Annotated in this window: 22 protein-coding genes and 8 tRNA genes; 15 read left to right on the top strand and 15 right to left on the bottom strand. The window is 67.8% G+C overall.

The annotated features are described in order from the left end of the window. Positions 1-266: 266 nt before the first annotated feature. The 3 genes from B6N23_RS06870 to ttcA all read left to right on the top strand — a co-directional run bounded on the left by B6N23_RS06870 (position 267) and on the right by ttcA (position 3,790). Entirely contained in the window at positions 267-2,084 is a 1,818-nt protein-coding gene (locus B6N23_RS06870) for a putative nucleotidyltransferase substrate binding domain-containing protein (RefSeq protein WP_305503142.1), read from the top strand. 66 nt (positions 2,085-2,150) lie between these two features. Beyond that, entirely contained in the window at positions 2,151-2,777 is a 627-nt protein-coding gene (locus tag B6N23_RS06865; protein WP_119021980.1) for a 3'-5' exonuclease, read from the top strand. Positions 2,778-2,860: 83 nt separating this feature from the next. Then, on the top strand, positions 2,861-3,790 hold the full coding sequence (ttcA, locus tag B6N23_RS06860) for a tRNA 2-thiocytidine(32) synthetase TtcA (protein WP_169957526.1): 930 nt from the start codon (positions 2,861-2,863) through the stop codon (positions 3,788-3,790). Between the two features lie 114 nt (positions 3,791-3,904). On the opposite strand, the gene fnr is transcribed toward ttcA, so the two are convergent. From fnr to ccoN, 11 genes are all read right to left on the bottom strand, one after another. Next, positions 3,905-4,648 (bottom strand): fumarate/nitrate reduction transcriptional regulator Fnr, encoded by a 744-nt coding sequence (fnr, locus tag B6N23_RS06855; protein WP_119023644.1) that lies wholly within the window; start codon positions 4,646-4,648, stop codon positions 3,905-3,907. A 97-nt stretch (positions 4,649-4,745) separates the two neighbouring features. Continuing rightward, complete coding sequence (gene hemN / locus B6N23_RS06850; protein ID WP_305503138.1) at positions 4,746-6,068, bottom strand: oxygen-independent coproporphyrinogen III oxidase; 1,323 nt, start codon at positions 6,066-6,068, stop codon at positions 4,746-4,748. A 161-nt stretch (positions 6,069-6,229) separates the two neighbouring features. Further along, positions 6,230-6,928, bottom strand: coding sequence for a sulfite exporter TauE/SafE family protein (locus B6N23_RS06845; protein ID WP_305503136.1), 699 nt, complete (start codon positions 6,926-6,928; stop codon positions 6,230-6,232). Beyond that, entirely contained in the window at positions 6,928-7,158 is a 231-nt protein-coding gene (gene ccoS / locus B6N23_RS06840; RefSeq protein WP_110068479.1) for a cbb3-type cytochrome oxidase assembly protein CcoS, read from the bottom strand. Before ccoS ends, B6N23_RS06845 begins: the two co-directional genes overlap by 1 nt. Next, entirely contained in the window at positions 7,155-9,641 is a 2,487-nt protein-coding gene (locus tag B6N23_RS06835) for a heavy metal translocating P-type ATPase (protein ID WP_305503133.1), read from the bottom strand. The genes ccoS and B6N23_RS06835 overlap by 4 nt, the downstream gene beginning before the upstream one ends. A 30-nt stretch (positions 9,642-9,671) precedes the next feature. Next, complete coding sequence (locus B6N23_RS06830) at positions 9,672-10,196, bottom strand: FixH family protein (RefSeq protein WP_110068481.1); 525 nt, start codon at positions 10,194-10,196, stop codon at positions 9,672-9,674. Position 10,197: 1 nt separating this feature from the next. Next, entirely contained in the window at positions 10,198-11,637 is a 1,440-nt protein-coding gene (gene ccoG, locus B6N23_RS06825; protein ID WP_302141110.1) for a cytochrome c oxidase accessory protein CcoG, read from the bottom strand. A 130-nt stretch (positions 11,638-11,767) separates the two neighbouring features. Then, positions 11,768-12,697, bottom strand: a complete 930-nt coding sequence (gene ccoP, locus B6N23_RS06820) for a cytochrome-c oxidase, cbb3-type subunit III (protein WP_305503131.1) — start codon at positions 12,695-12,697, stop codon at positions 11,768-11,770. After that, positions 12,694-12,909, bottom strand: coding sequence for a cbb3-type cytochrome oxidase subunit 3 (locus B6N23_RS06815; protein ID WP_110068484.1), 216 nt, complete (start codon positions 12,907-12,909; stop codon positions 12,694-12,696). Before B6N23_RS06815 ends, ccoP begins: the two co-directional genes overlap by 4 nt. A 2-nt stretch (positions 12,910-12,911) precedes the next feature. Further along, positions 12,912-13,520 carry a cytochrome-c oxidase, cbb3-type subunit II gene (gene ccoO / locus B6N23_RS06810; RefSeq protein ID WP_305503128.1) on the bottom strand — a complete coding sequence of 203 codons (609 nt, stop codon included), beginning with the start codon at positions 13,518-13,520 and terminating at the stop codon, positions 12,912-12,914. Positions 13,521-13,543: 23 nt separating this feature from the next. Then, positions 13,544-14,968, bottom strand: a complete 1,425-nt coding sequence (gene ccoN, locus B6N23_RS06805; protein ID WP_119021970.1) for a cytochrome-c oxidase, cbb3-type subunit I — start codon at positions 14,966-14,968, stop codon at positions 13,544-13,546. 472 nt (positions 14,969-15,440) lie between these two features. Between ccoN and B6N23_RS06800 the strand changes: the two genes are divergently transcribed. The 9 genes from B6N23_RS06800 (at position 15,441) to B6N23_RS06760 (ending at position 23,219) form a co-directional block, all read left to right on the top strand. Beyond that, a tRNA-Val gene (locus B6N23_RS06800) sits at positions 15,441-15,516 on the top strand. 41 nt (positions 15,517-15,557) lie between these two features. Then, positions 15,558-15,634, top strand: a tRNA-Asp gene (locus B6N23_RS06795). Positions 15,635-15,661: 27 nt separating this feature from the next. Beyond that, a tRNA-Asp gene (locus tag B6N23_RS06790) sits at positions 15,662-15,738 on the top strand. Between the two features lie 52 nt (positions 15,739-15,790). After that, positions 15,791-15,867 (top strand) — tRNA-Val (locus tag B6N23_RS06785). Between the two features lie 3 nt (positions 15,868-15,870). Further along, a tRNA-Asp gene (locus B6N23_RS06780) sits at positions 15,871-15,947 on the top strand. Positions 15,948-16,151: 204 nt separating this feature from the next. Next, positions 16,152-18,164 (top strand): FAD-dependent oxidoreductase, encoded by a 2,013-nt coding sequence (locus B6N23_RS06775; RefSeq protein WP_305503125.1) that lies wholly within the window; start codon positions 16,152-16,154, stop codon positions 18,162-18,164. Positions 18,165-18,418: 254 nt separating this feature from the next. Continuing rightward, a complete protein-coding gene (locus B6N23_RS06770) occupies positions 18,419-20,341 on the top strand; it encodes a PrkA family serine protein kinase (RefSeq protein WP_305503123.1) in 1,923 nt (640 codons plus the stop codon). Positions 20,342-20,357: 16 nt separating this feature from the next. After that, on the top strand, positions 20,358-21,641 hold the full coding sequence (locus B6N23_RS06765; RefSeq protein ID WP_305503121.1) for a YeaH/YhbH family protein: 1,284 nt from the start codon (positions 20,358-20,360) through the stop codon (positions 21,639-21,641). Between the two features lie 27 nt (positions 21,642-21,668). Beyond that, complete coding sequence (locus tag B6N23_RS06760; RefSeq protein ID WP_305503118.1) at positions 21,669-23,219, top strand: SpoVR family protein; 1,551 nt, start codon at positions 21,669-21,671, stop codon at positions 23,217-23,219. Between the two features lie 88 nt (positions 23,220-23,307). Here B6N23_RS06760 and B6N23_RS06755 read toward each other — a convergent pair whose 3' ends face one another. Further along, a complete protein-coding gene (locus B6N23_RS06755; protein WP_305503113.1) occupies positions 23,308-23,622 on the bottom strand; it encodes a high-potential iron-sulfur protein in 315 nt (104 codons plus the stop codon). 201 nt (positions 23,623-23,823) lie between these two features. Between B6N23_RS06755 and B6N23_RS06750 the strand changes: the two genes are divergently transcribed. From B6N23_RS06750 to B6N23_RS06740, 3 genes are all read left to right on the top strand, one after another. Then, entirely contained in the window at positions 23,824-24,291 is a 468-nt protein-coding gene (locus B6N23_RS06750) for a methylated-DNA--[protein]-cysteine S-methyltransferase (protein ID WP_110068492.1), read from the top strand. 107 nt (positions 24,292-24,398) lie between these two features. Next, a complete protein-coding gene (locus B6N23_RS06745) occupies positions 24,399-24,674 on the top strand; it encodes an Lrp/AsnC family transcriptional regulator (protein ID WP_110068493.1) in 276 nt (91 codons plus the stop codon). 96 nt (positions 24,675-24,770) lie between these two features. Continuing rightward, positions 24,771-25,634 (top strand): DNA/RNA non-specific endonuclease, encoded by an 864-nt coding sequence (locus B6N23_RS06740; protein WP_110068494.1) that lies wholly within the window; start codon positions 24,771-24,773, stop codon positions 25,632-25,634. A gap of 112 nt (positions 25,635-25,746) precedes the next feature. Here B6N23_RS06740 and B6N23_RS06735 read toward each other — a convergent pair. The 3 genes from B6N23_RS06735 to B6N23_RS06725 all read right to left on the bottom strand — a co-directional run bounded on the left by B6N23_RS06735 (position 25,747) and on the right by B6N23_RS06725 (position 26,116). Continuing rightward, positions 25,747-25,833: transfer RNA gene (locus B6N23_RS06735), tRNA-Leu, on the bottom strand. Between the two features lie 40 nt (positions 25,834-25,873). Next, positions 25,874-25,960, bottom strand: a tRNA-Leu gene (locus B6N23_RS06730). Positions 25,961-26,029: 69 nt separating this feature from the next. Further along, positions 26,030-26,116 (bottom strand) — tRNA-Leu (locus tag B6N23_RS06725). Positions 26,117-26,307 lie beyond the last annotated feature (191 nt).

Below are 26,307 nucleotides of genomic sequence, written 5' to 3'. Positions count from 1 at the left end.
CAAAGTCGCAGGGTCGCTGCGTTCGCGGGCGAGGCTTGGACGATCGTATAGGGGGCCAAAGGGGGAGACGATCGTCTAGCTTATAAGGGCGACAGGGAGGTTGCTATGCTGCCACCAGTCCTACGAGACCCAACAACAACCCCAACAATCATCTGGTGGCGGCCACAACGCCGTTTTCCTCTCCGGCCCCCTCGTCTGTCGATCGCCTGCTGGCGGTGGCGCGACAGGGAGGCCCGAGTCGGGATGCCGCCCGCGAGGTCTGCGCCATGGTCGAGGTCGATCTTTCCCAACCGCCGTTCACCCTGCTCGACGAGGCAGGCCGCGAGCGGGTTCGCCAGGGCGTGGACCTGGCCTACTTCGATCGCGACGAGATCATCCTCGAAACGGGGCAGGCCGGTGAGAACCTCTTCCTGATCCACAAGGGGGAGGTGGCGGAAGTCGACCCCACCCTGCCCGCGGCCCGCTCGCGCATCGGCCACTACACCCGCGGCGACCTCTTCGGCGCCATCAGCATCCTCAACGGCAAGAGCCGCTACCGCTTCCGTGCCGAGCAGGAGAGCCTCTGCTACCTGCTGCCCAAGGCGCTCTTCCTCGAGCTCTGCGATGACTGTCCCCCCTTCGCGGAGTTCTTCCGCCAGACCCTGGCCCACAAGGCGCGCCTGCTTACCGAGCAGCGCGCCGAAGGCGGGGTGACCATGGCCGGTTTCATGCTGGCCCGGGTCGACGAGTGCATGCGTGAGCCGCTGATCGTGCCGGCCGCCACGACCATTGCCGAGGCGGTGACCACCATCAACGAGCGCCATGCCGACAGCCTGCTGGTGGCGGGTGACGCCGGCCCCGGCATGATCACCAAGACCGACCTGCTCAACGCCCTGGTGGTGGAGGAGCGCGACCGTGACAGTGCCCTGGACGGGATCGGCAGCGCCGAGCTGATCACGGTGGGGCCGGGGCAGTACCTGTTCGAGGCGCTGGTGGTGATGACCCGCCACAAGGTGGAGCGGGTGGTGGTGGTGGAGAAGGGGGTGCCGGTGGGGGTCGTCGAGCTCACCGACGTGCTCAGCTACTTCTCGAGCCGCAGCTACGTGGTCAGCCTGCAGGTCGAGCAGGCCGAGAGCCTCGAGGCCCTGGCCGCCGCCAGTCGCCGCACGCCCGAGCTGGTCAAGGCGCTGATGGCCCAGGGGGTCAAGCTGCGCTTCGCCATGGGCCTGCTGGCGGCGCTCAACGGACGGATCATGCACAAGGCCTGGGGCTTCCTGGTCGACGAACGCTACCACCGCGACAGCTGCCTGATGGTGATGGGCAGCGAGGGGCGCGGCGAGCAGATCCTCAAGACCGACCAGGACAACGGCCTGATCCTGACCGACGACCTGGAGTGGCCCGGCTGCGCCGAGCAGATGCAGCGGCTCACCGAGACCCTGATCGAGCTGGGCTACCCGCCCTGTCCCGGCAACATCATGGTCTCCAACCCCGAGTGGGTCGGCACCGTGACCCAGTGGCGCGAGCGCATCGCCCGCTGGGCCGAGAAGCGGGACGGCGACAGCCTGATGAAGCTGGCGATCATGCTCGACTCCCATGCGGTGGCCGGTAACCCGGCCCTGCTCGACCGGGTGCGTGACGAGCTGTTCGCGCGCTGCTCCGGCGACGAGCTGCTGCTCTCCTACTTCGCCCGCACCATCCTGCGCTTCTCCACGCCGCTGACCCTGTTCGGCTCGCTCAAGCGGCCCCAGCATGGCATCGACATCAAGAAGGGCGGCATCTTCCCCATCGTTCACGGGGTGCGGGTGATGGCCCTGGAGCGGCGCATCCGGCCGACCTCCACCCTGGAGCGGCTGGATGCCCTGGCGGCGGACGGCCGCCTGGAGCCGCGCTTCGCCGAGGACCTCGGCGAGGCGCTGTCGCTGTTCACCGAGCTGCGCCTCAAGCAGCAGCTCGCCCATCTGGACAGCGGTGGCGAGCGCAAGCCCGACCGCGTGGTGGTACAGGAGCTCTCCTCGCTGGAGCGCGACCTGCTGCGCGAGGCGCTGCATATCGTCAAGGACTTCAAGCAGCGCCTCTCGCACCGCTTTCATCTGGAGTATTCGTGACGGCCCGAGGCTGCACGAAGGCATGACGATGCACGAAGGAACGACAATCACAACAGGAGACCCCTCATGCTCAAGGTCCTGCGGCGCGCTGCCGACCGAAGACGGCACGCCAACGGCGACTACGCCTGGCTCTTCCACCCCTATACCGGTGACGAGATGGTGGTCATCGATACCGAGACCACCGGGCTTGATACGCGCAGCGCGGAGCTGGTCTCCATCGCCGCCGTCAAGGTGCGTGGCGACCGGGTGCTGACCAGCGAATCCCTGGACCTGCGCCTGGCGCGCCCGGCCTCGCTGTGTGGCGATTCGATCCGCATTCACGGCCTGCGCGGCATCGACCTGGAGGGCGGCATGGCGGTGGACGAGGCGCTGGAGCGCCTGCTCGACTTCGTCGGCAATCGCCCGCTGGTGGGCTGGCACCTGGACTTCGACCTGGCGATCCTCAATCGCGAGCTGCGCCCGCGCGTCGGCTTCGAGCTGCCCAACGCCACCATCGACGTGGCCCAGCACTATCTGCGCCGCCTGCGCCGCCGCCACCCCGAGGTGGAGTCGGCGCCGCGCTTCGAGAAGGTGGCCGAGCTGCTGGACGTGCCGGTGATGGGGCGCCATACGGCGCTGGGGGATGCGGTGACCACGGCGCTGATCTTCCTGCGCCTGGAGCGCGAGACCAGCGCCCTGCGGGGCGACGCCTGAGGCGTGACGGCGTCGCCTGACGTCGCCGGCGATGGTAGGATGGGCGCCCGTCATTTTTGCCCGCACTGGCAGCGCCGACCGACATGCAAGACGCCGTGATCTTCGACCCCCGCGACACCGACGCCGAGGCCCCCGCCGGGGGCTCCCCGCAGCAGGAGGCCCCCTCGCCGCTCCTCGATGCCCTGGATGCGCGGGGCAGGCGCGAGTTCAACAAGCTCCAGAAGCGCCTGCGCCGCCAGGTCGGTAACGCCATCATCGACTACGGCATGATCCACGAGGGCGACCGAGTGATGGTCTGCCTCTCCGGCGGCAAGGACAGCTACACCCTGCTCTCGATCCTGCGCAGCCTGCAGCGCAACGCCCCGATCGACTTCTCGCTGGTGGCGGTCAACCTCGACCAGAAGCAGCCCGGTTTCCCCGAGCAGGTGCTGCCCGAGTACCTCGAGTCCATCGGCGTCGAGTACCATATCCTCGAGCGCGACACCTACTCGGTGGTCAAGGAGAAGACGCCGGAGGGCAAGACCACCTGCGCGCTCTGCTCGCGGCTGCGCCGCGGCTCCCTCTACGGCTTCGCCGAGGAGATCGGCGCCACCAAGATTGCCCTGGGCCACCATCGCGAGGACATCCTCGAGACGCTGTTCCTCAACCTCTTCTTCGGCGGCAGCCTCAAGGCCATGCCCCCCAAGCTGCTCTCCGACGACGGCAAGAACATCCTGATCCGCCCGCTGGCCTACTGCCGCGAGGCGGATATCGCCGAGTTTGCCCGGCTGATGGCTTTCCCGATCATCCCCTGCAACCTGTGCGGTTCCCAGCCCAACCTGCAGCGCCAGGTGGTCAAGGAGATGCTCGCCGAATGGGAGAAGAAGCACCCCGGGCGCCTGGAGAGCATGTTCAAGGCGGTGACCAACGTGGCACCGTCGCAGCTGGCCGACCGCGAGCTGTTCGACTTCGCCGGGCTCGAGGAGGCGCAGGCGCGGCGGCAGGCCAGCCGCATCGAACTGCTGAACGAGTAGCCCCGACGCCGGCGCCAGGGCTCGGGAACTCATGGCTCGAAAACCAGAAACCCCCATCGGGCACTCGCCCGATGGGGGTTTCTACGTGAGGGGTTAAGGCCAGGCGGCTCGGTGCTACTTGGCCCCTTCCTCCTCGGCGACCTGGATCAGCGACTCCAGGTCGAGGATATGCACCTCGCGGCCCGAGACCTCCACCAGGCCCTGGCTCTGGAAGCGGCCCAGGATGCGACTGACGGTCTCCACCGCCAGGCCCAGGTAGTTGCCGATATCGGCCCGGGACATGGAGAGCCGGAAGCTGTAGGGGGAGTAGCCGCGCCGGCGGAAGCGGTCGGAGAGGCTGGTGAAGAAGCTGGCCAGGCGCTGGTCGGCAGTCTTGCGAGAGAGCAGGCGCATCATGCGGCGGTCGTCGCGCAGCTCCTTGCTCATGCTGCGATAGAGCTGGCCGCGTAGCTCGGGGAGGGACTCCGACAGCTGGTCCAGGCGATCGAAGGGGATCTCGCACACGGTGGTGGTCTCCAGGGCCACGACCGTGCCGGGATACTGCTCCTCGTCGATGCCGTCCAGCCCCACCAGTTCGCTGGGCAGGTAGAAGTTGGTTAGCTGGTCGTCGCCGCTGCCCTCGGTGGTCACCTGCTTGAGGCTGCCCGAGCGCACCGCATAGACGCTGGTGAAGGGGCTGTCCTGGCGGAACAGGGTCTCTCCCTTCTTGAGGGGCGCGCGCCGTCGGATGATGGCGTCGAACTGGTCCATGTCCTGAACCTCGAGGGCCAGCGGCAGGCAGAGCGAACTCAGGCTGCAGGTCTGGCAGCGAGTCTCGTGCAGTACAGAGCGCCGCCGTCCGGTCAGGCTATCGGGCATGGCCGCCTCCTCCTTGATCATGATCATGTCGACCATTATGGAGGAAACTTCGGGCAGGGCAAACCACCTCCAAGGAGGTAGGCCCGCCCGGCCTGGCTTACGCCACCGGGGTGGCCTGGGGATCGAAGGCGGCGAGCAGGTGGGTCAGGCCCCAGAGCCCGTCGGGGGTTACCCGCAGGCACTGGCCGTGGCGCTCGAGCAGCCCCGCCCGGCAGAAGGGGGCGAGGCGCTCGAGGGCACCGGCCAGGGCCGCGCCGGCGTCGAGCCCATGGGCCTGCGAGAGTGCGGCCAGATCCAGCTCGCGGCGACAGGCGAGCGCCTCGATGGCATCCCGGTGCAGGCGTTCGACCGCGTCCAGCCGGTAGCCGGCGCTGGCGGGCAGCTGGCTGGCGTCCAGCGCCGCCTCGTAGTCGGCCAGGCTCAGGGCGTTGCGGGCCAGGGTATCGCCGACCCGGCTGAGGGCGGCGACCCCGAGGCCGAGCTGGTCGCCGGGCGGGTAGTGGGTGTAGCCCTGCAGGCCGCGGGCCAGGCGACCCTCCCCCAGGGCCTGGGCCAGGCTGTCATCGGGGCGGGCAAACTGGCCGAGCCCGATGTGCACGTAGCCGGCGTCATCTAGCCGCTCGCGAGCCGCCTCGAGGATCGCCAGCCGGGTGGCGGCGTCGGGCAGATCCTCGGCGTCGATCTCGCGCTGGGGGCGGTAGCGCTCCGGCAGGTGGGCGTAGCGGCGCAGGGTGATGCGCGCCGGGGTCATGGCGATCACCTGCTCCACGGTTTCGCCGAAGCCCCGGGGGGTCTGCAGCGGCAGGCCCACGATCAGGTCGAGGTTGAGGGAGTGGAAGCCGAGGCGTTCGGCCTCGTCCACCAGGGACTCGGTCAGCACCCGGGGCTGGACCCGGTTGATCGCCTTCTGGACGCGCAGGTCGAGCTCCTGGACGCCGAGGCTCAGGCGGTTGAAGCCCAGCGCCTGAAGGTGGCGCAGGGTGAAGACATCGGCCTCGCGGGGGTCGATCTCGATGCTGAAGTCGCGCCCTCGGGCGCCGGACAGCCCGAAGCGGGCGTCGAGGCGGTCGAACAGGTCGCCCATCTGGTCCAGCGAGAGGAAGGCGGGGGCACCGCCGCCCCAGTGCAGGCGCTGCACGGCCGGGAGGCGGCCCAGCAGGCGGCTCACCAGCACCATCTCGCGGTCGAGCCGCGTGAGGTAGGGGTCGGCCTGGCGGCTGTCCCGTGAGGGCACCCGCTGGGAGGCGCAGAAGCGACAGGCCTGCCGGCAGAAGGGCAGGCGCACGTGCAGCGCCAGCGGCGCGCCGGGGGAGCGCTCGGCCAGGGCCCGGGTCAGCGCCGCGGGGCCGTCCCCCGTCGCCAGGCGGGCGGCGTCGGGGTAGGTGAGGTAGTGCGATCCGTCGTGGTCATGGTACTGCATCGAGGGCCTGCCTCCGGCAGTCCAGGATGGCCCGGCGCGATCGTTGCGTTTCGCCTGAACGGGCATGACGGCGCTCCCGGCTATGGATGTGCTCTCCATGCTAGGGCGGCTAGACGCCGGCGGCGTTGAGCTGCGTCAATCCGGCGTGGAATAGTGCCGAATCAGCCGTGACCCTGAGCGGGCAGCATCAGCCACAGCTGCCACAGGGCGAAGGCGATGATCGACAGCGCGGCGATGTTGCGGGTGGCCCGGTGACGAATCAGCCCCCCCAGCTGGCGCGCCGCCAGGCCGGTGGCGAGCAGCGCCGGCAGTGTGCCGAGGCCGAAGGCGCCCATCAGGGCGGCCCCCTTGAGCGGGTCGGCCATGGCCAGGCTCCAGGCCAGCATCGAGTAGACCAGCCCACAGGGCAGCCAGCCCCACACCGCGCCGAGCGCCACGGCCTGGGGCGCCCTCACCACCGGCATCAGCCGCCGGCCCACCGGCTCCAGATGGCGCCAGAGGCGCCTGCCCAGCGCCTCGACCCGCAGCAGCCCCTTCCACCAGTCGGCGATATAGAGCGCCATCAGGATCAGCATCAGCGCGGCAAGGCCCTGCAGGACGAGGCGCATGCCGGGGGTGAGGCTGAGCAGGGTGCCGAGGGTGGCGACCAGGGCGCCGGCCACCATGTAGCTTCCGATGCGCCCCAGGTTGTAGCCCAGCAGCAGGCCCGCGAGGCGAGCAGGGGAACGCATGCTGGGGGGCACGGCGAAGGTCAGGGCACTCATGATGCCGCCGCACATGCCGATGCAGTGGGCGCCCCCCAGCAGGCCGAAGACGAAGGCCGCCGCGAGGGGCGGCAGGCCGAGACCGGTGGGGTCCATCAGGGCTCCGGGTCGGCGTCGCGGCGTTCCTGCGCGGCGCGCTCGCGGGCCTCGCGGCGGCGCTGGCGCTCCTCGGGGGGAAGGTCGTTCTCGTCCTCGTCGAAGAGGATGCGGTGGGCGGGGCCCTCCAGGTCCTCGAACTGGTCATGCTTGACCGCCCAGAAGAAGGCCCAGACGGCCAGGCCCAGCAGGGTCAGCGACAGCGGGATCAGCAGGTAGAGAATGCTCATGGGGTCACCCGGCTCGGTTCAGGGGATGGCGTCGGCAGCGGGGCGGCAGGCATGGCACGGCTGCGGAAGCGGTTGAGGCGCAGGGCGTTGCCCACCACCACCAGGGAGCTGGCCGACATGCCCATGGCGGCCAGCCAGGGGGGCACCAGCCCCACGGCGGCGATGGGCATGGCGGTGAAGTTGTAGCACACCGACCAGATCATGTTCTGGCGCATCACCCGGCGGGTGGCGCGGCTGATCTCGACCGCCTCGACGATGCGTGACAGGCGCGGGCTCAGCAGGATGGCATCGGCGCTGGTGCGTGCCAGGTCGGTGGCGCCGTTCATGGCGATGGCCACGTCGGCACCGGCCAGCACCGGCACGTCGTTGATGCCGTCCCCGACCATGGCGACCTTCTCGCCCGCGGCCTGGCACTCGCGGATGCGCTCAAGCTTCTCCTCGGGGCTGGCGCCGCCGCGCCAGGTGGGGATATCGAGGCGCCGGGCGAGGTCGCCGGCGGCCTCTGGGGTATCGCCGGAGAGCAGCTCGACCGCAAGGCCCAGCGCCTTGAGCGCTGCCACGGTGTCGGCGGCATCCTCGCGGATCCTGTCCTGCAGGGCGAACCAGGCCCGGGGCTCGCCCTCTTCGGCGAGCAGCAGCCACTGCCCCCCGCCGGGGGCTCTTGGCGTCGCGTCCGGGGCGGCGAACTCGGCCTTGCCGAGCCGCCAGCGGCGGCCGTCGAGGGTGCCCTCGAGGCCCTGGCCGGTGCGGCTGGCCACCTCGGTGGCGTGCACCGTGGCCAGCCGGTAGGGATGGAAGGCCCGGGCGATGGGGTGCTCCGAACGCGCCTCCAGGGCGGCCGCCAGGGTGCGGGCCCGCGCGGCGTCGAGCCCGCCCAGGGGCCGCGTCTCCACCAGCGTCATCTGGCCGCTGGTCAGGGTGCCGGTCTTGTCGAGGATCACCCGGTCGATCTGGGAGAGCGCCTCGATGGCATCTGCGCGGGTCACCAGCACGCCCCGGCGGCGCAGCTGGCCGTGGCCGGCGGTGAGTGCGGTGGGGGTGGCCAGGGCCAGGGCGCAGGGGCAGGTGACCACCAGCACCGAGAGCATGATCCAGGGCATGCGCGCCGGGTCGATGAACCACCAGGCGATGGTGACGACGGCGGTGACCACCAGCAGGCGCAGCACGAAGAGGTGGGCCATGCGCGCCGCCATCTGCGCCAGGCGCGGGCGGCTGGCGAAGGCGCGGTCGGTGAGGTCGACGATGCCGGCAACGCGGGCGTCGCGTCCGGCGTGGGTCACGCGCACCACCAGGGGACTCTCGATATTCTGGCTGCCGCCGGTGACGGTGTCGCCGAGGCGGCGGGTGACCGGCAGGTACTCGCCGGTCAGCATGGACTCGTCGAGGCTCGATTCGCCGTCCTCGATCACCCCGTCGGCGGGCACGCCGTGGCCGGGCTTGACCAGCACTCGGTCGCCGGAGGCCAACTCGCTGGCCGGCAGGATGCGCTCCTCCCCCTCGTCGGTGAGGCGAATGGCCGAGAGCGGCAGGGCGCCGGCCATGGCGTTACCGCTGTGGCCGCTGCGGCGGCGGGCGCGGGCCTCCACGTAACGCCCGAAGAGCAGGAAGAAGGTGAACATCGCCGCCGAGTCGAAGTAGACCTCGCCCTTGCCGGTGATCACCGCATAGCCGCTGGCGGCGTAGGCGAAGCCGATGGCCAGGGAGACCGGCACGTCCATGCCCAGCACCCGGGTGCGCAGGTCGCGCACGGCATTGCGGAAGAAGGGCGCCGCCGAGAAGAACACCACCGGGGTGGTCAGGGCGAAGGAGAGCCAGTGGAAGAGGGCGTGGAAGTCCTCGCTGATGCCCTCGGGGCCGGCCACGTAGATGGGGATGGAGAACATCATCACCTGGGCCATGCCCACCGCGGCGATGATCAACCGGCGCACGTTCATGCGCTCCTCGTGCTGCAGGCGCGCCTGGGCCTCGTCGGGCTCGTAGGGCTGGGCCTGATAGCCGATGGCGGCCATCTCGGCCAGGATCCGCGACAGCTTGACCGCCTCGGGGTCCCAGCTCACCCGCACCCGGTGGTGGGTCAGGTTGACGGCGCTGGAGGCGACGCCGGGCAGGGCATTGAGGCGGTGCTCGATCAGCCAGGCGCAGGCCGCACAGGTGATGCCGTCCACCGCCAGGGTGGCGTGGACCCGGCCACTGTCGTCGCCTTCCGCGTGCACGAACTGGCGCTGCAGCCCCGGGTCGTCGAACACCGCCCAGGTCTCGGCGCGCACGGTGTCGCGCTCGTCGGGGGGTTCCGGCAGCTCGGTGCGGAAGCGGTAGTAGCTCGCCAGCCCGCCATCGACGATGGCGTGGGCCACCGCCTCGCAGCCGGGGCAGCAGAGCGGCTGGCGGGTGTCATCGAGGGTGATCGACCAGGGGGCGCCGGGGGGAACCCGGCTGCCGCAGTGGTAGCACTCCGCCGAGCCGACAGCGACAGCGTCACTCATGGGCGCAGGAGTCCTTGCCGCTCAGGCATGTCAGGTGTCGCCGTCGGGCGCGGCCCGGCCGGGGGTCAGGCGCACGGACTCCTCCTCGGGGAAGCGTGCCTCGCCCACCAGGCGCCACTCGGGCTCGTCACTCTGGGGCTGCAGCTGCAGGTACCAGCGGTAGCGCAGGTTGTCGGGGGCCTGGCCCAGGTAGCGACCGTCGCGCACGTGTTCCAGGGTAAGCTCGATGTCGCGGTCGTCCTGGGTGGGGAAGATCAGCTCGAAGTCGAGCCTCTCGGGGAAGCCGTTGCCGCCCTCCAGGTCGACGACCACGTCGCTGGTGAGCGGGTCGATGCGCAGGCTGGCGGAGAGCCCCAGTTCGGCGGCGCGCTCCTGCTTGGCCAGCACCATGTTGATGGCGCGGCCATGTTCGTAGTAGTCCTCCTGCACCATGCCGTCGGCGCTCCTCACGGCCAGCACCGCCAGGGTGCTGCTGGCGGTGATCGAGGTGAACAGGAGGCCGAGCAGCAGCCAGGGCCAGAACTGCTTGTACCAGGGGGTCACGGTGTTGGACATGTCATCTCCGGATCTCGCCGATGAAGCGGGTCTCGCGCTCCATGGCGATGCGTGGGTGGTCATCGGCCTCGATGCGCAGGGTGATGGGGTGGCTGGGGCGCTCGATCACCGCCGGGTCGGCAGTGATCGTCACCACGGCGCGGCGGCTGTCGCCGGCGGGCACCGTGAGGCGCTCGGTATCCAGGGCCAGCCCCGGCAGGCCCGAGGCCTCCAGGCGATAGCTGTGTTCCTGGCCGTCCAGGTTGCGCACCATCAGCACATAGACATTGCTAAGCCGGCCCTCGCGGGTCAGCTGGTAGAGCTGGGTACGTTCGCGCTCCACCTCGAAGCCCAGCGGCATGCGATCGGTCACGGCCCAGGCGAAGACCCCGATCATCACCAGCAGCGCCGCCAGGTAGCCCATCAGGCGCGGCCGCAGGATATGGGTGGGCTTGCCCTCCAGGGCGTTCTCGGTGGTGTAGCGGATCAGGCCGCGGGGGTAGCCCATGCGGTCCATCACGCTGTCGCAGGCGTCGATGCAGGCCGCGCAGGTGATGCATTCGTACTGCAGGCCGTCGCGGATGTCGATGCCGGTGGGGCAGACCTGCACGCAGAGGTCGCAGTCGATGCAGTCGCCGTGGCCGGCGGCCCGGGCCTGCTCATGGGTGAGCGTTTTCTTGCGGGCCCCGCGCGGCTCGCCGCGCCCCGTGTCGTAGGAGACGATCAGGGTGTCGCGGTCGAACATCACCGACTGGAAGCGGGCGTAGGGGCACATGTAGATGCACACCTGCTCGCGCAGCCAGCCGGCATTGAGGTAGGTGAAGACCAGGAAGAAGCCGACCCAGAAGTAGGACCAGCCGTGGGCCTGCAGGGTCGGCAGATCGACCACCAGCTGGCGAATCGGCGTGAAGTAGCCGACGAAGGTCACCCCGGTGGCCAGGGCGATGACCAGCCAGATGGCGTGCTTGGCGCCCTTGCGCCACAGCGTGTCGGCGCTCATGGGCTGGCTGTCGAGCTTGATGCGTCGGTTGCGGCTCCCCTCCAGGCGGTGCTCGAACCAGATGAACAGGAAGGTCCAGACGCTCTGCGGGCAGGTGTAGCCGCACCAGACGCGGCCGGCGAACACCGTGATGAAGAAGAGTCCGAAGGCGCAGATGATCAGCAGCCAGGAGAGCAGCATGAACTCCTGGGGATAGAAGGTGGCGGCCAGGATATGGAATTCGCGGCCGGGCAGGTCGAACCAGATCGCCGGGCGGTCCCCCCAGGGGACCCAGGGCATCACGAAGAAGAGCAGCATCAGCAGCCAGTTGGCGCCGCGTCTCACCCGCTGGAAGAGCCCCTTGATCTCCCGCACATAGATATGGCGCCGCTTGGCGTACATCTCCTGCTGCACCGTGGCGCCGGGCGCATGGTGCTCGACCGGTGACGGTGTGACATCGCGGGCGGGGATCTTGTCGCTCATGGCAGGCTCACGGCAGGGAGGAGGGGAGGGCCGGCGCTGATCTTGCGGCACTCATTGTATCGAGTCGCCGGTCCAACGAGAAAGGGTGCGACCTGACGCCGCACCCTTCCGCTGGTTCCTGGCTCTCGGGTCAGTCCCGGAAGCGCAGGCTGTAGACGTAGGCGGCCACCAGGTGGACGCGCTCCTCGCCGATGTAGGCTGCCTGGGCCGGCATGTGGCCGTTGCGGCCGTTGCGCAGGGTCTGGCGCACGGAGTCTGCCACGCTCTGACCGGGTGCCTGGTAGAGCCAGATATCGTTGGTCAGATTGGGCGCACCCAGCGCCTGGTTGCCGGTGCCGTCGGGCATGTGGCAGGCCGCGCAGACCGAGGCGTAGGTGGCGGCGCCGCGCTCGGCGCGCTCCTCGTCATGCTCCAGGCCGGAGAGGGCGAGGACATGCTGGGTGACGTTCTCGATGTTGGTCTCGCCGAGCTGCTGCCAGGAAGGCATCAGGCCGTTGCGGCCCCGCACCAGGGTCTGGACGATCTGCTCGGGCTCGCCGCCGTAGAGCCAGTCGTCGTTGGTCAGGTTGGGGAAGCCGTAGCCGCCCTGGGCGTTGGAGCCGTGGCACACCGCGCAGTTGTTGAGGTAGATGCGCTCGGCCACCTGCATGGCGTCGGCGTCGCGAGCCAGCTCGGGGATCGGGATCTCCTGGTACTGGGCGAAGATCGGCGTGAAGCGCTCCTCGGCGCGGGCGACCTCCTCTTCCCACTGCCCCTCCTGGGTCCAGCCCAGCACGCCGGCGAAGTTGCCGAGGCCGGGGTAGAGCACCAGATAGCCCAGCGCGAAGATCACGGTGCCCACGTAGAGCTGGAACCACCAGCGCGGCAGCGGGTTGTCGTACTCCTCGATGCCATCGGCGGCGTGTCCGGTGGTCTCGATGTTGCCATCGGCGTCGGGGATCTTGTCGGTCTTGCGGTTGGCGTAGAGCAGCCAGAAGGCAAGGCCGATGGAGCCCAGCGTGATGACGATGATCCAGGCGCTCCAGAACCCGGAAAGGGAGTCACCCCAGAGATTGTTCATGTGTTCCTGTCTCCCTTGCTCTTGCGGGAATCCGCCCCGTTCGGCGAGGCGCTCCTGTCACGGTTCGGTTGCTCATCATCATCGGCGAAGGGCAGGTGGGCCGCCTCGTCGAAATCCGGCTTGCGCCGCTTCGAGTAGGCCCACCAGGTGATGCCGAGGAAGGCCACGATCAGCAGACCGGTGATAATGCCGCGGAAAGTCCCGGTATCCATGATCAGCGCGTGCCTTCGAGAACGGTGCCCAACTGCTGGAGATAGGCCACCAATGCGGTGATCTCCTGCTGGCCGCGAACGTCACGCGTGGCGTTGGCAATGTCCTCGTCGGTATAGGGCACGCCCAGGCGGCGCAGCGCCTCCATCTTGCGCGGCGTGGCGTTACCGTCGAGGGTGCGCTCGAAGAGCCACGGGTAGGCGGGCATGATCGACTCGGGCACCACGTCGCGCGGGTTGTACATGTGGGCACGGTGCCAGTCATCGCTGTAGCGGCCGCCGACGCGGGCCAGGTCCGGGCCGGTGCGCTTGGAGCCCCACAGGAAGTTGTGGTCGTAGACCGACTCGCCGGCCACGCTGTAGTGGCCGTAGCGCTCGGTCTCGGCGCGGAACGGGCGGATCATCTGCGAGTGGCAGCCGACGCAGCCCTCGCGGCGATAGATGTCGCGGCCTTCCAGCTCCAGGGCCGAGAGCGGACGCAGCCCGTCCACCGGCTCCGTGGTCTGCTTCTGGAAGAACAGCGGCACGACCTCGGCCAGGCCGCCGAAGCTGATGACGACAAGGATCAGCACGGCGAGCAGGCCAACGTTCTTTTCGACAATCTCGTGTTTCATTGGTGTCGGTATCCCCGGTTGGCTCAGGCAGTCTGCGGAAGCGGCTGACGAGCGCCTTCGCCGCGCTTGACGGTCATGGTGACGTTGTAGGCCATGATCAGCATGCCCACGACCCAGCACAGGCCGCCGATCAGGCGCACGATGTAGCCCGGGCCGCTGGCCTCGACGGACTCGATGAAGGTGTACATCAGGGTGCCGTCGGGGTTGATGGCGCGCCACATCAGGCCCTGCAGGATGCCGTTGACCCACATGGAGGCGATATAGAGCACGGTGCCGATGGTGGCCAGCCAGAAGTGCACGGCGATCAGGCCCACGGAGTGCATCTCGGTGCGGCCGAACAGGCGCGGGATCAGGTGATACATGGAGCCGATGGTGATCATCGCCACCCAGCCCAGGGCGCCGGCGTGCACGTGACCGATGGTCCAGTCGGTGTAGTGGGAGAGGGCGTTGACGGTCTTCACCGCCATCATCGGTCCCTCGAAGGTGGACATGCCGTAGAAGGAGAGGGCCACCACCAGGAAGCGCAGGGTCGGGTCGGTGCGCAGCTTATGCCAGGCGCCGGAGAGGGTCATCATGCCGTTGATCATGCCGCCCCAGGAGGGCGCGAGCAGGATGATCGACATCACCATGCCCAGCGACTGGGCCCAGTTGGGCAGGGCGGTGTAGTGCAGGTGGTGCGGCCCGGCCCACATGTAGACCATGATCAGCGACCAGAAATGCACGATGGAGAGACGGTAGGAGTAGACCGGACGCTCGGCCTGCTTGGGCACGAAGTAGTACATCATCCCCAGGAAGCCGGCGGTCAGGAAGAAGCCCACCGCGTTGTGGCCGTACCACCACTGCACCATGGCGTCGATGGCGCCGGCGTAGATGGAGACCGAGTACATGGCGGTGACCGGGATGGCGGCGTTGTTGACGATGTGCAGCACCGCGACGGTCAGGATAAAGGCGGCGAAGAACCAGTTGGCCACGTAGATGTGGGAGGTCTTGCGCTGCTTGATGGTCATCAGGAAGACAAGGGCATAGGTGACCCACACCACGGCGATCAGGATGTTGATCGGCCACTCCAGCTCGGCGTACTCCTTGGTGGTGGTGTAGCCCAGCGGCAGGGTGATCACCGCGGACAGGATCACCGCCTGCCAGCCCCAGAAGGTGAAGGCGGCCAGCTTATCGGACCACAGGCGGGTTTGACAGGTCCGCTGAACCACGTAGTAGGAGGTGGCGAACAGCGCGGAACCCCCGAAGGCAAAGATCACGGCATTGGTGTGCAGCGGCCGCAGGCGGCCGAAGCTGGTCCAGGGCAGATCGAGGTTGAGTTGCGGCCATACCAGTTGTGCGGCGAGGATGACGCCGAGGAGCATGCCGACGATGCCCCACACTACTGTCATGATCGCGAACTGCCGAACTACCTTGTAGTTGTAGGTCGGGTGTTCAAGTGCTGTGCTCATGTCAGGTTCCCATCGAACGCGGTAGCAGGGTGGTGGGTTTGAAGCTGCGGAAGCTGCGCCAGTTTGCCACGGACCCAGCGCCCCAAGAAATGATGCAGGTCAAGCCGGTCTGGATTCTAGCGCAGCCCGCCTCGATCCTGAACACGCCAATTAGTGTAGTCGGAGAGCCCACGACAAGCTCCCTTACCACATCATATGCCACCCGAGATTATGCGCCCATTACCTCGACCCGATTTCCGGTACCTGCTGGAGGGAGATCGAGGTCGCCGGCTTGTTGCCCAAGAGCCCTTTGGAGATGCGCGGCGAGGCCCCGCTCGGGCGCCAGCAACATGGCCGAGCGTGCCTGAACCCGGGGGCGTGGGGGTGGCGTGGGCAACTCGATGAAATGCCGACAAATGGCGGTTGTCGAAGAGTGGGCAAAAAGCGTTGACATTGGCCGGCACCCCTGTAGAATGCAGCGCCACGTGACCAGGGGTGGTTAGCTCAGCTGGGAGAGCACCAGCCTTACAAGCTGGGGGTCACAGGTTCGAACCCTGTACCACCCACCATTGCCCTCGGGCGGTCGTGGATCACGTAGAAAGCACGCAGCGGACCGGTAGTTCAGTTGGTTAGAATGCCGGCCTGTCACGCCGGAGGTCGCGGGTTCGAGTCCCGTCCGGTCCGCCAACGTGTTTTCGCCAGGTGTCATCTTGCGGACCGGTAGTTCAGTTGGTTAGAATGCCGGCCTGTCACGCCGGAGGTCGCGGGTTCGAGTCCCGTCCGGTCCGCCACGATGATGGCCTGACAGCAGTAGAAAGTTGCAGCACGCTTTGCAGTTCACGTGGGTGATTAGCTCAGTTGGTTAGAGCACCAGCCTCACATGCTGGGGGTCACTGGTTCGAATCCGGTATCACCCACCACGCGGACCGGTAGTTCAGTTGGTTAGAATGCCGGCCTGTCACGCCGGAGGTCGCGGGTTCGAGTCCCGTCCGGTCCGCCAACTGCTGCAAGTGTTTCTGCCCGTGCACGGTCATGCACACGACTTCTCGAAGCTCCGAGCCCAGCCGCTCGGGGCTTCGTCGTTTCTGCCCCCTCCCTCGTTCCTGCCCCCTTGTTCCTCTGCCGTTTCCTGCATCGGGCTTTGCGCCTTCGTGTCTGCTGTCATACAGTTGTTTGAATTTGGATCAAGAACAAGGAGCATGCCGTGACTGCCTATCCCCATCTCTTCCGTCCCCTGACGCTGGGCCACCTGACGCTGCCCAATCGGGTGCTGATGGGCTCCATGCACACCAACCTGGAGGAGGCGCCCGGCGGCTTCGAGCGCCTGGCCGCCTTCTATGCCGAGCGGGCCCGGGAGGGGGTGGCGCTGATCGTCACCGGCGGCATCGCGCCCAACCCCGAGGGCGCCGTCTTCCAGGGCGCCGCCACCCTGGAGCGGGAGGCGCAGCTGCCCGATCATCGCCGCCTGGTGGAGGCGGTGCACGCCGAGGGCGGGCGCCTCTGCCTGCAGATCCTGCATGCCGGGCGCTACGCCTATTCGCCGGAGCTGGTGGCCCCCTCGGCGATCCAGGCGCCCATCAATCCCTTCACGCCCCGGGAGCTCTCCGCCGACGAGGTGGAGCGGCAGATCGCCGACTATGTGCGCTGTGCCCGCCTGGCGCAGCAGGCCGGCTACGACGGCGTGGAGGTGATGGGCTCCGAGGGCTACCTGATCAACCAGTTCGTCTGCCGGCGCACCAACCGGCGCGACGATGCCTGGGGCGGGTCCTTCAAGAATCGCATCCGCTTCCCGGTGGAGATCGTGCGGCGCATGCGCGCGGCGGTGGGCGACGATTTCCTGATCATCTTCCGCCTCTCCATGATCGACCTGGTGGAGGAGGGCAGCACGCATGAGGAGGTGGTGGTCCTGGGGCGCGCCATCGAGGCCGCCGGCGCCAGCCTGATCAATACCGGTATCGGCTGGCACGAGGCGCGGGTGCCGACCATCGTCACCAGCGTGCCGCGGGCGGCCTTCACCGAGGTGACCCGCCGGCTGAAGGCCGAGCTCTCGGTACCGCTGATCACCACCAACCGCATCAACATGCCGGAGGTGGCCGAGCGGGTGCTGGCCGAGGGCCATGCGGACATGGTCTCCATGGCGCGCCCCTTCCTGGCCGACCCGGCCTGGGTCACCAAGGCCGCCGAGGGCCGGCCCGAGGAGATCAACACCTGCATCGCCTGCAACCAGGCCTGCCTGGACCATACCTTCGAGGGCAAGGCGACCTCCTGCCTGGTCAATCCGCGCGCCGGCCACGAGACCGAGCTCGTGATCGAGCCCGCCCGCGCGCCGCGGCGCATCGCCGTGGTGGGGGGCGGTCCGGCGGGGCTGGCGGCCGCAGTGACCGCCGCTCAGCGTGGCCATGCGGTGACCCTGTTCGAGCGCGGTTCCGAGCTGGGCGGGCAGTTCAACTACGCGCGCCGTATCCCCGGCAAGGAGGAGTTCGACGAGACCCTGCGCTACTTCCGGGTGATGCTCGACAGGCACCGGGTGCAGGTGCGCCTCAGCTGCGAGGCGGACCTCCAGGCGCTGCGCGACTTCGATGCGGTGGTGCTGGCCAGCGGGGTGCGCCCGCGCGCCCTGGCGCTTCCCGGCAGTGACCACCCCAAGGTGATGGGTTATCCCACGGCGATCCTGCACCCGGAGCGGGTCGGGCGGCGGGTGGCGATCATCGGCGCCGGCGGGATCGGCTTCGATGTGGTGGAGCTGCTCACCCAGGGCGCGTCCTCGTCGCTGGACCGCGAGGCCTGGTGCGACGAGTGGGGCGTGGATCTCTCGGTCGCCACGCCGGGCGGGCTCAAGGCGCCGCGCCGCCCCGAGGTGCCACGCCAGGTCTTCCTGCTGCAGCGCAAGGCCTCCAAGCCCGGCCGCGGCCTAGGCAAGACCACCGGCTGGGTGCATCGCGCCTCGCTCAAGCATCGCGGCGTCGAGACGCTGGCCGGCTGCGAGTACCTGAGCATCGACGATGCCGGCCTGCATGTCCGCCAGGCGGGCGAGGTCCGCCGGCTGGCGGTGGACAGCGTGGTGGTCTGTGCCGGCCAGGAGCCGGTGCGCGAGCTGCTCGACCCGCTGCAGGGGGCGGGCATCGAGGTGCACCTGATCGGCGGCGCCGAGGAGGCCGCCGAGCTGGATGCCAAGCGCGCCATCGATCAGGGCACCCGGGTGGCAGCCGCCCTCTAGATCCTTGCCCGAGTGCTTCGTGCCTCCCTCCAGGGCCCGCCGAGACGTCTCGGCGGGCCCTCGCCATCTTGCGTTGGCAAAACTGCCTCCCTGCCAACGAACCCTTGGTCGTCCACAGGCTCTTAGGGGATAAGGTCCAGCGTTGATTCGATGTCCGCTAATGCTGTGCCGGACTGTCCTACGCTGTGATTGCCACGACCCGGGGCGCCCCGGACGAACCAGGCGCCGAATCATCGGGCTTTAAGGAGGCATCGATGAGCATCTTCGACCATGTGCAGAACCGTTACGAGCGCGTCCAGCAGGAGGAGCTGACCCTGCAGGAGTACCTGGAACTCTGTCGACGGGAGCCATCGGCCTACGCATCTGCCGCCGAGCGGATGCTCGAGGCCATCGGCGAGCCCGAGGTGATCGATACCGCCAGGGATCCACGGCTGTCGCGGATCTTCTCCAATAAGGTCATCCGCCGCTACCCGTCGTTCTCGGAGTTCTACGGCATGGAGGAGGCGATCGAGCAGATCGTGTCGTTCTTCCGCCACGCCGCCCAGGGCCTCGAGGAGCGCAAGCAGATCCTCTACCTGCTGGGCCCCGTGGGGGGCGGCAAGTCGTCGCTGGCCGAGCGCCTCAAGCTGCTGATGGAGAAGGTGCCCTTCTACGCCATCAAGGGCTCGCCGGTCTATGAATCGCCGCTGGGCCTGTTCTCCCCCGAGGAGGATGGCGAGCTGCTCGAGAAGGAGTTCGGCATTCCGCGGCGCTACCTGAAGAGCGTGATGTCGCCCTGGGCCGCCAAGCGCCTCAAGGAGTACGGCGGCGACATCTCCCAGTTCCGGGTGGTGCGCCTCTACCCCTCGCGCCTCAACCAGATCGCCATCTCCAAGACCGAGCCCGGCGACGAGAACAACCAGGACATCTCCTCGCTGGTGGGCAAGGTGGATATCCGTCAGCTGGAGATGTACTCCCAGGACGACCCCGACGCCTACAGCTTCTCAGGGGGGCTGTGTCGCGCCAACCAGGGCCTGATGGAGTTCGTCGAGATGTTCAAGGCGCCGATCAAGGTGCTGCATCCGCTGCTGACCGCCACCCAGGAGGGCAACTACAACCCTACCGAGGGCATGGGGGCGATCCCCTTCGAGGGCATCGTGCTGGCGCACTCCAACGAGAGCGAATGGCAGGCGTTCCGCAACAACCGCAACAACGAGGCCTTCCTCGACCGCGTCTATATCGTCAAGGTGCCCTACTGCCTGCGCGCCTCCGAGGAGGTCAAGATCTACCAGAAGCTGCTCGAGCACTCCTCGCTCAGCCAGGCGCCCTGCGCCCCGGATACCCTGCGCATGCTGGCCCAGTTCACGGTGCTCTCGCGGCTCAAGGAGCCGGAGAACTCCAGCGTCTACTCGAAGATGCGCGTCTATGATGGCGAGAACCTCAAGGACACCGACCCCAAGGCCAAGTCGATCCAGGAGTATCGCGACACCGCCGGGGTCGACGAGGGCATGGACGGGCTCTCCACCCGCTTCGCGTTCAAGATCCCCTCCAAGGTGTTCAACTTCGACAGCCACGAGGTGGCGGCCAACCCGGTGCACCTGCTCTACGTGCTGGAGAAGCGCCTGGAGCAGGAGCAGCTGCCCCGCGAGACCTTCGAGCGCTACCTGCGCTACATCAAGGAGTACCTGGCGCCGCGCTACGTCGACTTCATCGGCAAGGAGATCCAGACGGCCTACCTGGAGTCCTACTCCGAGTACGGTCAGAACATCTTCGACCGCTACGTCACCTACGCCGACTTCTGGATCCAGGACCAGGAGTACCGCGACCCGGAGACCGGCGAGCTGTTCAATCGCCAGTCCCTCAACGAGGAGCTGGAGAAGATCGAGAAGCCGGCCGGCATCTCCAATCCCAAGGACTTCCGCCACGAGGTGGTCAACTTCGTGCTGCGGGCCCGGGCCCAGAACAACGGCATGAACCCGAGCTGGCAGTCCTACGAGAAGCTGCGCGGGGTGATCGAGCAGAAGATGTTCGCCAACACCGAGGAGCTGCTGCCGGTGATCTCCTTCAACGCCAAGGCCTCCCAGGCGGACCAGAAGAAGCACGAGGACTTCGTGGCCAGGATGGTGGATCGGGGCTACACCGAGAAGCAGGTGCGCCTGCTCTCCGAGTGGTACCTGCGGGTGCGCAAGTCGCAGTAGGCCGAGGAGGTCTTCCATGACCTATTTCATCGATCGACGGGCCAATGCCAAGCACAAGAGCGCGGTCAACCGGCAGCGCTTCCTCGACCGCTATCGCACCCATATCAAGCGCTCCGTGGAGGAGGCGGTGAACCGCCGCTCCATCACCGATATGGAGCGCGGCGAGAAGGTGTCGATCCCGAGCCGGGATATCTCCGAGCCGGTGTTCCAGCATGGCCCGGGGGGCAGGCGCAGTATCGTGGCGCCCGGCAACCGCGAATTCGTCGAGGGCGACCGCCTGCGTCGCCCCGGCGGCGGGGGGGGTGGCGGGGGCGGGGAGGGCAGCGCCTCCGACCAGGGCGAGGGCATGGACGAGTTCGCCTTCACCCTCTCCCGCGAGGAGTTCCTCGACTTCGTCTTCGACGGCCTCGAGCTGCCCCACCTGGAGCGCAAGGCGCTGGTGGACCTCGACGAGGTGAGGCCGGTGCGGGCGGGGGTGTCGAAGGAGGGGGTGCCGGCACGGATCAATATCGTGCGCTCCATGCGCGAGGCCCAGGCGCGACGCATTGCCATGCGGGCGCCCATCCGCCGCGCCCTGCGCGAGGCGCGCGAGGCCCTGGAGGTCGAGGAGAGCAAGGACCCGGTGCTGCGCAACCCGGCGCGCATTGCCGAGCTCAAGGTGGAGATCGAGCGCCTGGAGAAGCGCCTCGAGGCGGTGCCCTTCATCGATACCTTCGACCTGCGCTACAACAACCTGGTCAACCAGCCGATGCCCTCCAGCAAGGCGGTGATGTTCTGCATCATGGACGTCTCGGGCTCCATGACCCAGGCCCACAAGGACATCGCCAAGCGCTTCTTCCTGCTGCTCTACCTGTTCCTGGAGCGCAGCTACGAGAAGGTCGAACTGGTCTTCGTGCGTCATCATACGGCGGCCAAGGAGGTGGACGAGGAGGAGTTCTTCTACTCCCGGGAAACCGGCGGCACCATCGTCTCCAGCGCCCTGACCCTGGTCGACGAGATCATCGCCAAGCGCTATCCCCCCCGCCAGTGGAACCTCTACGTGGCCCAGGCCTCGGACGGTGACAACTGGGACGACGACTCCGTCGCCTGCCGCGACCTGCTGCTGAAGCGCCTGATGCCGCGTCTGCAGTACTACACCTACGTGGAGATCACCCCCCATGCCCACCAGGCGCTATGGGAGGAATACGAGACGGTGGCCGCCGAGTTTCCGTCGCGCTTCGCCATGCGCCAGATCGTCGAGGCCGGGGACATCTATCCGGTGTTTCGCGAGCTGTTCAAGCGGCGCGCCGCTGGCGGCTGAGCGCCGACGCGGCGCCGAGGAGGGACCATGACACGACGCAAGCCCATTGCCACCGGCTCCGACTGGAACTTCGAGACCCTGACCGAATTCGAGCGCGAGATCGCCCGGCTGGCCGATGAGTATCGCCTCGACACCTATCCCAACCAGATCGAGGTGATCACCACCGAGCAGATGATGGATGCCTATGCCAGCGTCGGCATGCCGGTGGGCTACCACCACTGGTCCTTCGGCAAGCAGTTCCTGGCGGTGGAGCAGGCCTATCGGCGTGGCCAGATGGGCCTGGCCTACGAGCTGGTGATCAACTCCGACCCCTGCATCGCCTACCTGATGGAGGAGAACACCCTGATGATGCAGGTGCTGGTGATGGCCCACGCCTGCTACGGTCACAACTCCTTCTTCAAGGGCAACTACCTGTTTCGCACCTGGACCGATGCCAGCTCGATCATCGACTACCTGATGTTCGCGCGGCAGTACGTGGCCGAGTGCGAGGAGCGCCACGGCGTGGCCGCGGTGGAGCAGCTGCTGGATGCCTGTCACGCCCTGCAGAACTACGGCGTCGACCGCTACAAGCGCCCCTCGCCGATCTCCGCCGCCGAGGAGTCGCGCCGCCAGAAGGAGCGCGAGGCGTACCTGCAGTCCCAGGTCAACACCTTGTGGAGCACCATCCCCGGGCGGGCGCCCGCGGGTGTGCTGGCCGGCGATCACGACGAGGAGGACCCGCTGGGGCTGCACGCGGGCGGGCGCTACCCCGCCGAGCCCCAGGAGAACCTGCTCTACTTCATCGAGAAGAATGCGCCGCTGCTGGCGCCCTGGCAGCGCGAGGTGGTGCGCATCGTGCGCAAGCTGGCCCAGTACTTCTACCCCCAGCGCCAGACCCAGGTGATGAACGAGGGCTGGGCGACCTTCTGGCACTACACCCTGATGAACCGCCTCTATGAGGAGGGGCTGGTCGACGAGGGGCTGATGCTGGAGTTCCTGCAGTCCCATACGGCGGTGGTGCATCAGCCCGCCTTCGACAGCCCCTGGTACAGCGGGATCAATCCCTATGCGCTGGGTTTCGCCATCTTCAGCGACCTCAGGCGCCTGTGCGAAGCCCCGACGGAGGAGGATCGCCAGTGGTTTCCGGATATCGCCGGCAGCGACTGGCGGGAGACCCTGGAGTTCGCCATGAAGAACTTCAAGGATGAATCCTTCATCCAGCAGTTCCTGTCGCCCAAGGTGATCCGCGACCTCAAGCTGTTCATGGTGGTGGACGACGACCAGGAGGAGATGCTCGAGGTCAGCGCCATCCATGACGAGCGCGGCTACCGTCGAGTCCGCGAGGCGCTGGCCACCCAGTACGCCCTGTCGCTGCGCGAGCCCAATATCCAGGTCTACTCGGCGAACATCCGCGGCGACCGTTCGCTGACCCTGCGTCACGTCCAGGACAGCCGTCGCCCCCTGGCGCGCAGCGTCTATCCGGTGATCCGCCACCTGCACCAGCTGTGGGGCTTTCCGGTCACGCTGGAGTCGATGGAGGAAGACGAGGTGGTGCGGCGCTATCAATGGCCGCTGCCGGACGAGGCCGCCCGCGCCTGAGGGCGGCCAGGCCGCTGCCACGAAACGAAAAAACCTGCGCCAAGGCGCGGGTCTTGTCTGCTTGGCCGCGGTGTGCGGCGGCCTCGGATCAGGCCTGGGCGGTCCAGGACTGACACCACCCCTTGGGTTCGACGCTGTTCTGCGGGAACAGCTGGCAGCCTTCGCTGTCGGCCTGCCAGAACATGCAGTTGTCGCAGACCTCGCCTTCCTCGTAGGCCGGGTGATCGGCGGCGTCCTCGGCGACTTCGACGTAGTTCAGGGCCTGGGCCTGGTCGCTTTCCGGATCGAGGCGCGGCAGGGTATCGGCGAAGGCGGTCTTGGAGAGGATGCCGGCGCCCAGCGGCAGGGCGGCGAGGCCCAGCAGGCTGTTGCGCATGAAGTCACGACGGCTATGGTTGGCCATGGGATCTCCTTTTCGTCACGGTTGCAGGAAAGCTTCCTGTTCTTCTTTCTCTTGCGCAGGGTGGTGAGCCACCTCTTGCTCCGACAGGGGCTGCCCCGGGGAGTTCGCTGCTCTATGGTAGTAGAGTGCCTGTAGCGATGCGAACCAGCCATTGGCCGTGCGGCAATCTGTCGCGTGGCAGACGGGAGTCCAGGAGGACCGATGATCTTTACCCGTTTTACCTCCCCCCTCGGCGAGATCCTGCTGTGCGCTGAGCCCGAGGGGCTGTGCCGGCTCACCCTGGCCGCGGAGGGGCAGCCCGACCCGGAGGCGGCTCGCCGGGACGATGACGCCCTGGCCGAGGCCCGAGACCAGCTGCTCGCCTACCTGGAGGGGCGGCGCCATGGCTTCAGCCTGCCCCTGTCGCCCGGCGGCAGCGACTTCCAGCGTGAGGTGTGGTCGGCGCTGCTGCGCATCCCCTGGGGCGAGACACGCACCTACGGCGAGCTGGCGCGCCGGCTCGGCCGCGAGGGGGCGGCGCGGGCCATCGGCACCGCCAACGGCGCCAATCCGCTGCCGCTGCTGATTCCCTGCCACCGGGTGGTAGCCGCCGACGGGCTGGGCGGCTACAGCGGTGGCCTGGCGCTCAAGCGTCGGCTTCTCGAGCTGGAGGGCAGCCTTCCCGGCTGAGCCGCGATTCTGCCGGGCTGCCGGCGCTGCTATACTCGCGCCATCGCCGGTCGCCGCCGGCCGGACAACCACCAGGCCCCGCGGGGCCTTCGCAGGGAGAGTGCCCGATGCAGAATGCCGTGATCCTGATCAATGCCGAGAAGGGCCAGGTCAAGGCCGTGGCCGAGCGCCTGGCCGACGTGGAGGGGATCAGCGAGGTCTACTCCACCTGCGGGCGCTATGACCTGGTCGCCATCGCCCGGACCCGCGACTTCGAGAGCCTGGCGGAGCTGGTCACCGAGCGGCTCAACGCCGTGGAGGGTATCCGCGACACCGAGACCCTCAACGCCATGCAGGTGCACTCCCGCCACGACCTGGAGACCATGTTCTCGCTGGGCTGGTAGCCCGCGAGAGTCGCCTGTCGAGTCAGCCCCCGGGGCGGGTGGCTCGGGTCGGCCTGCCTCCCCTCCCGTCATCTGTCGCTGGAAGCCGTTTCAAGGATGAGTCGTCGTCGTTCCCCCGTCCCGCGCTGGCGCCGCCAGGTGCGCCGCTTCGGTATCACCCTGGTGTTCGTGCTGGTCACCTCCGGCCTCTGGTATGGCCAGGAGCGCCAGGTCCGCGACCAGCTGGTCTGGATGGGGGTGCCCGAGTGGCAGAGCCCCACGCCCGCAAGCCTGCATCGGGTGCTGCGCAACGAGGGGTTTCTGGTGGGCTGGTCCGATGTGCGGGTCAATCCGCTGTGGGTCAGCTATCGCCTGTATGCCGTCGATGACCCCGCGGCGGGGCCGCGGCCGAACTTTCAGCGCGACTGGCGCACCCTCTGGCCGATCGGTACCGACCACTACGCCGGCAGCGGCTACGACCGCGGCCATATGGCGCCCAACTATGCCATCGCCGTGGTGCACGGGCCGGATGCCCAGCGCGACACCTTCACCATGAGCAACATGTCGCCTCAGCGTCCGGATCTCAATCGGCGGCTGTGGCAGCGCCTGGAGGAGGTGGTGATCGACCACTTCGTGCCGCGCTTCGGCGAGGTGCAGGTAATCACCGGGCCGGTTTTTCCGGAGCGCTTTCTCGACAACGTGCTCAACCGGGTGGGCTTCGTGGAGATTCCCGAGGCCTTCTACAAGATCATTGCTGTGCCGGGGGAGGAGCCGCGCGTGCTGGCCTTCATCATGCCCCAGGAGGTGCGTGGGGATGAGCCGCTGGACGACTACCTGGTGAGCGTGGACGAGATCGAGGCGCGTACCGGGCTCAACTTCTTTCCCAACCTGCCCGAACCGGTCGCCGAGGCGCTGGAGGGGGAGGTGGTGACCCGCGGCTGGGCCCTGGAGGAGGTGGCGCGCCGGCCGGGTCGCTTCTGACGGGGCGGGCGTAGCGGACAGGCACAAAAAAGCCGCGATCTCGGTCGCGGCTTCCTGTGCTGGTCTTGCTGGGTGCTCTTGTCTGGATCAGTCGGCATGAAGCGATATAAAGTGGTGCCCAGGAGAGGACTTGAACCTCCACATCCGTAAGGATACTAGCACCTGAAGCTAGCGCGTCTACCAATTCCGCCACCTGGGCGCATCATGCATCTCGTCGTGTTCGCGGGTTTCCCGAAGGATGGTGCCCAGGAGAGGACTTGAACCTCCACGTCCTTACGGACACTAGCACCTGAAGCTAGCGCGTCTACCAATTCCGCCACCTGGGCGAACACGAGCGAGTCGAGCTGATAAAGAGCAGGGGAGCGGACTCCCGATCATCGATCCCGAGGGAGCGATGGTGCCCAGAAGAGGACTTGAACCTCCACGTCCTTACGGACACTAGCACCTGAAGCTAGCGCGTCTACCAATTCCGCCATCTGGGCAAGCGACGCGTATGTTACCCGATTCCATCGCCATTGCAAGAGGGCCGGGAGCGCTTCGCGGGTTTTTTTCGCGACGCCTTTCGCCACCGTGCCGGGGCCTGGCGGCATGCCGAGGTTGGGTGGTGGCGCCCGCAGCGCTATACTGCGGCCATGACAATAGACCCTATCAGCAAGATTCCATGCCCGCGGCG

The organism is Halomonas alkalicola, assembly GCF_030704205.1.
Lineage (GTDB): Bacteria > Pseudomonadota > Gammaproteobacteria > Pseudomonadales > Halomonadaceae > Halomonas > Halomonas alkalicola.
The sequence above is the reverse complement of the archived record's forward strand: the minus strand, read 5'-3'. Positions and strand labels throughout refer to the sequence as shown.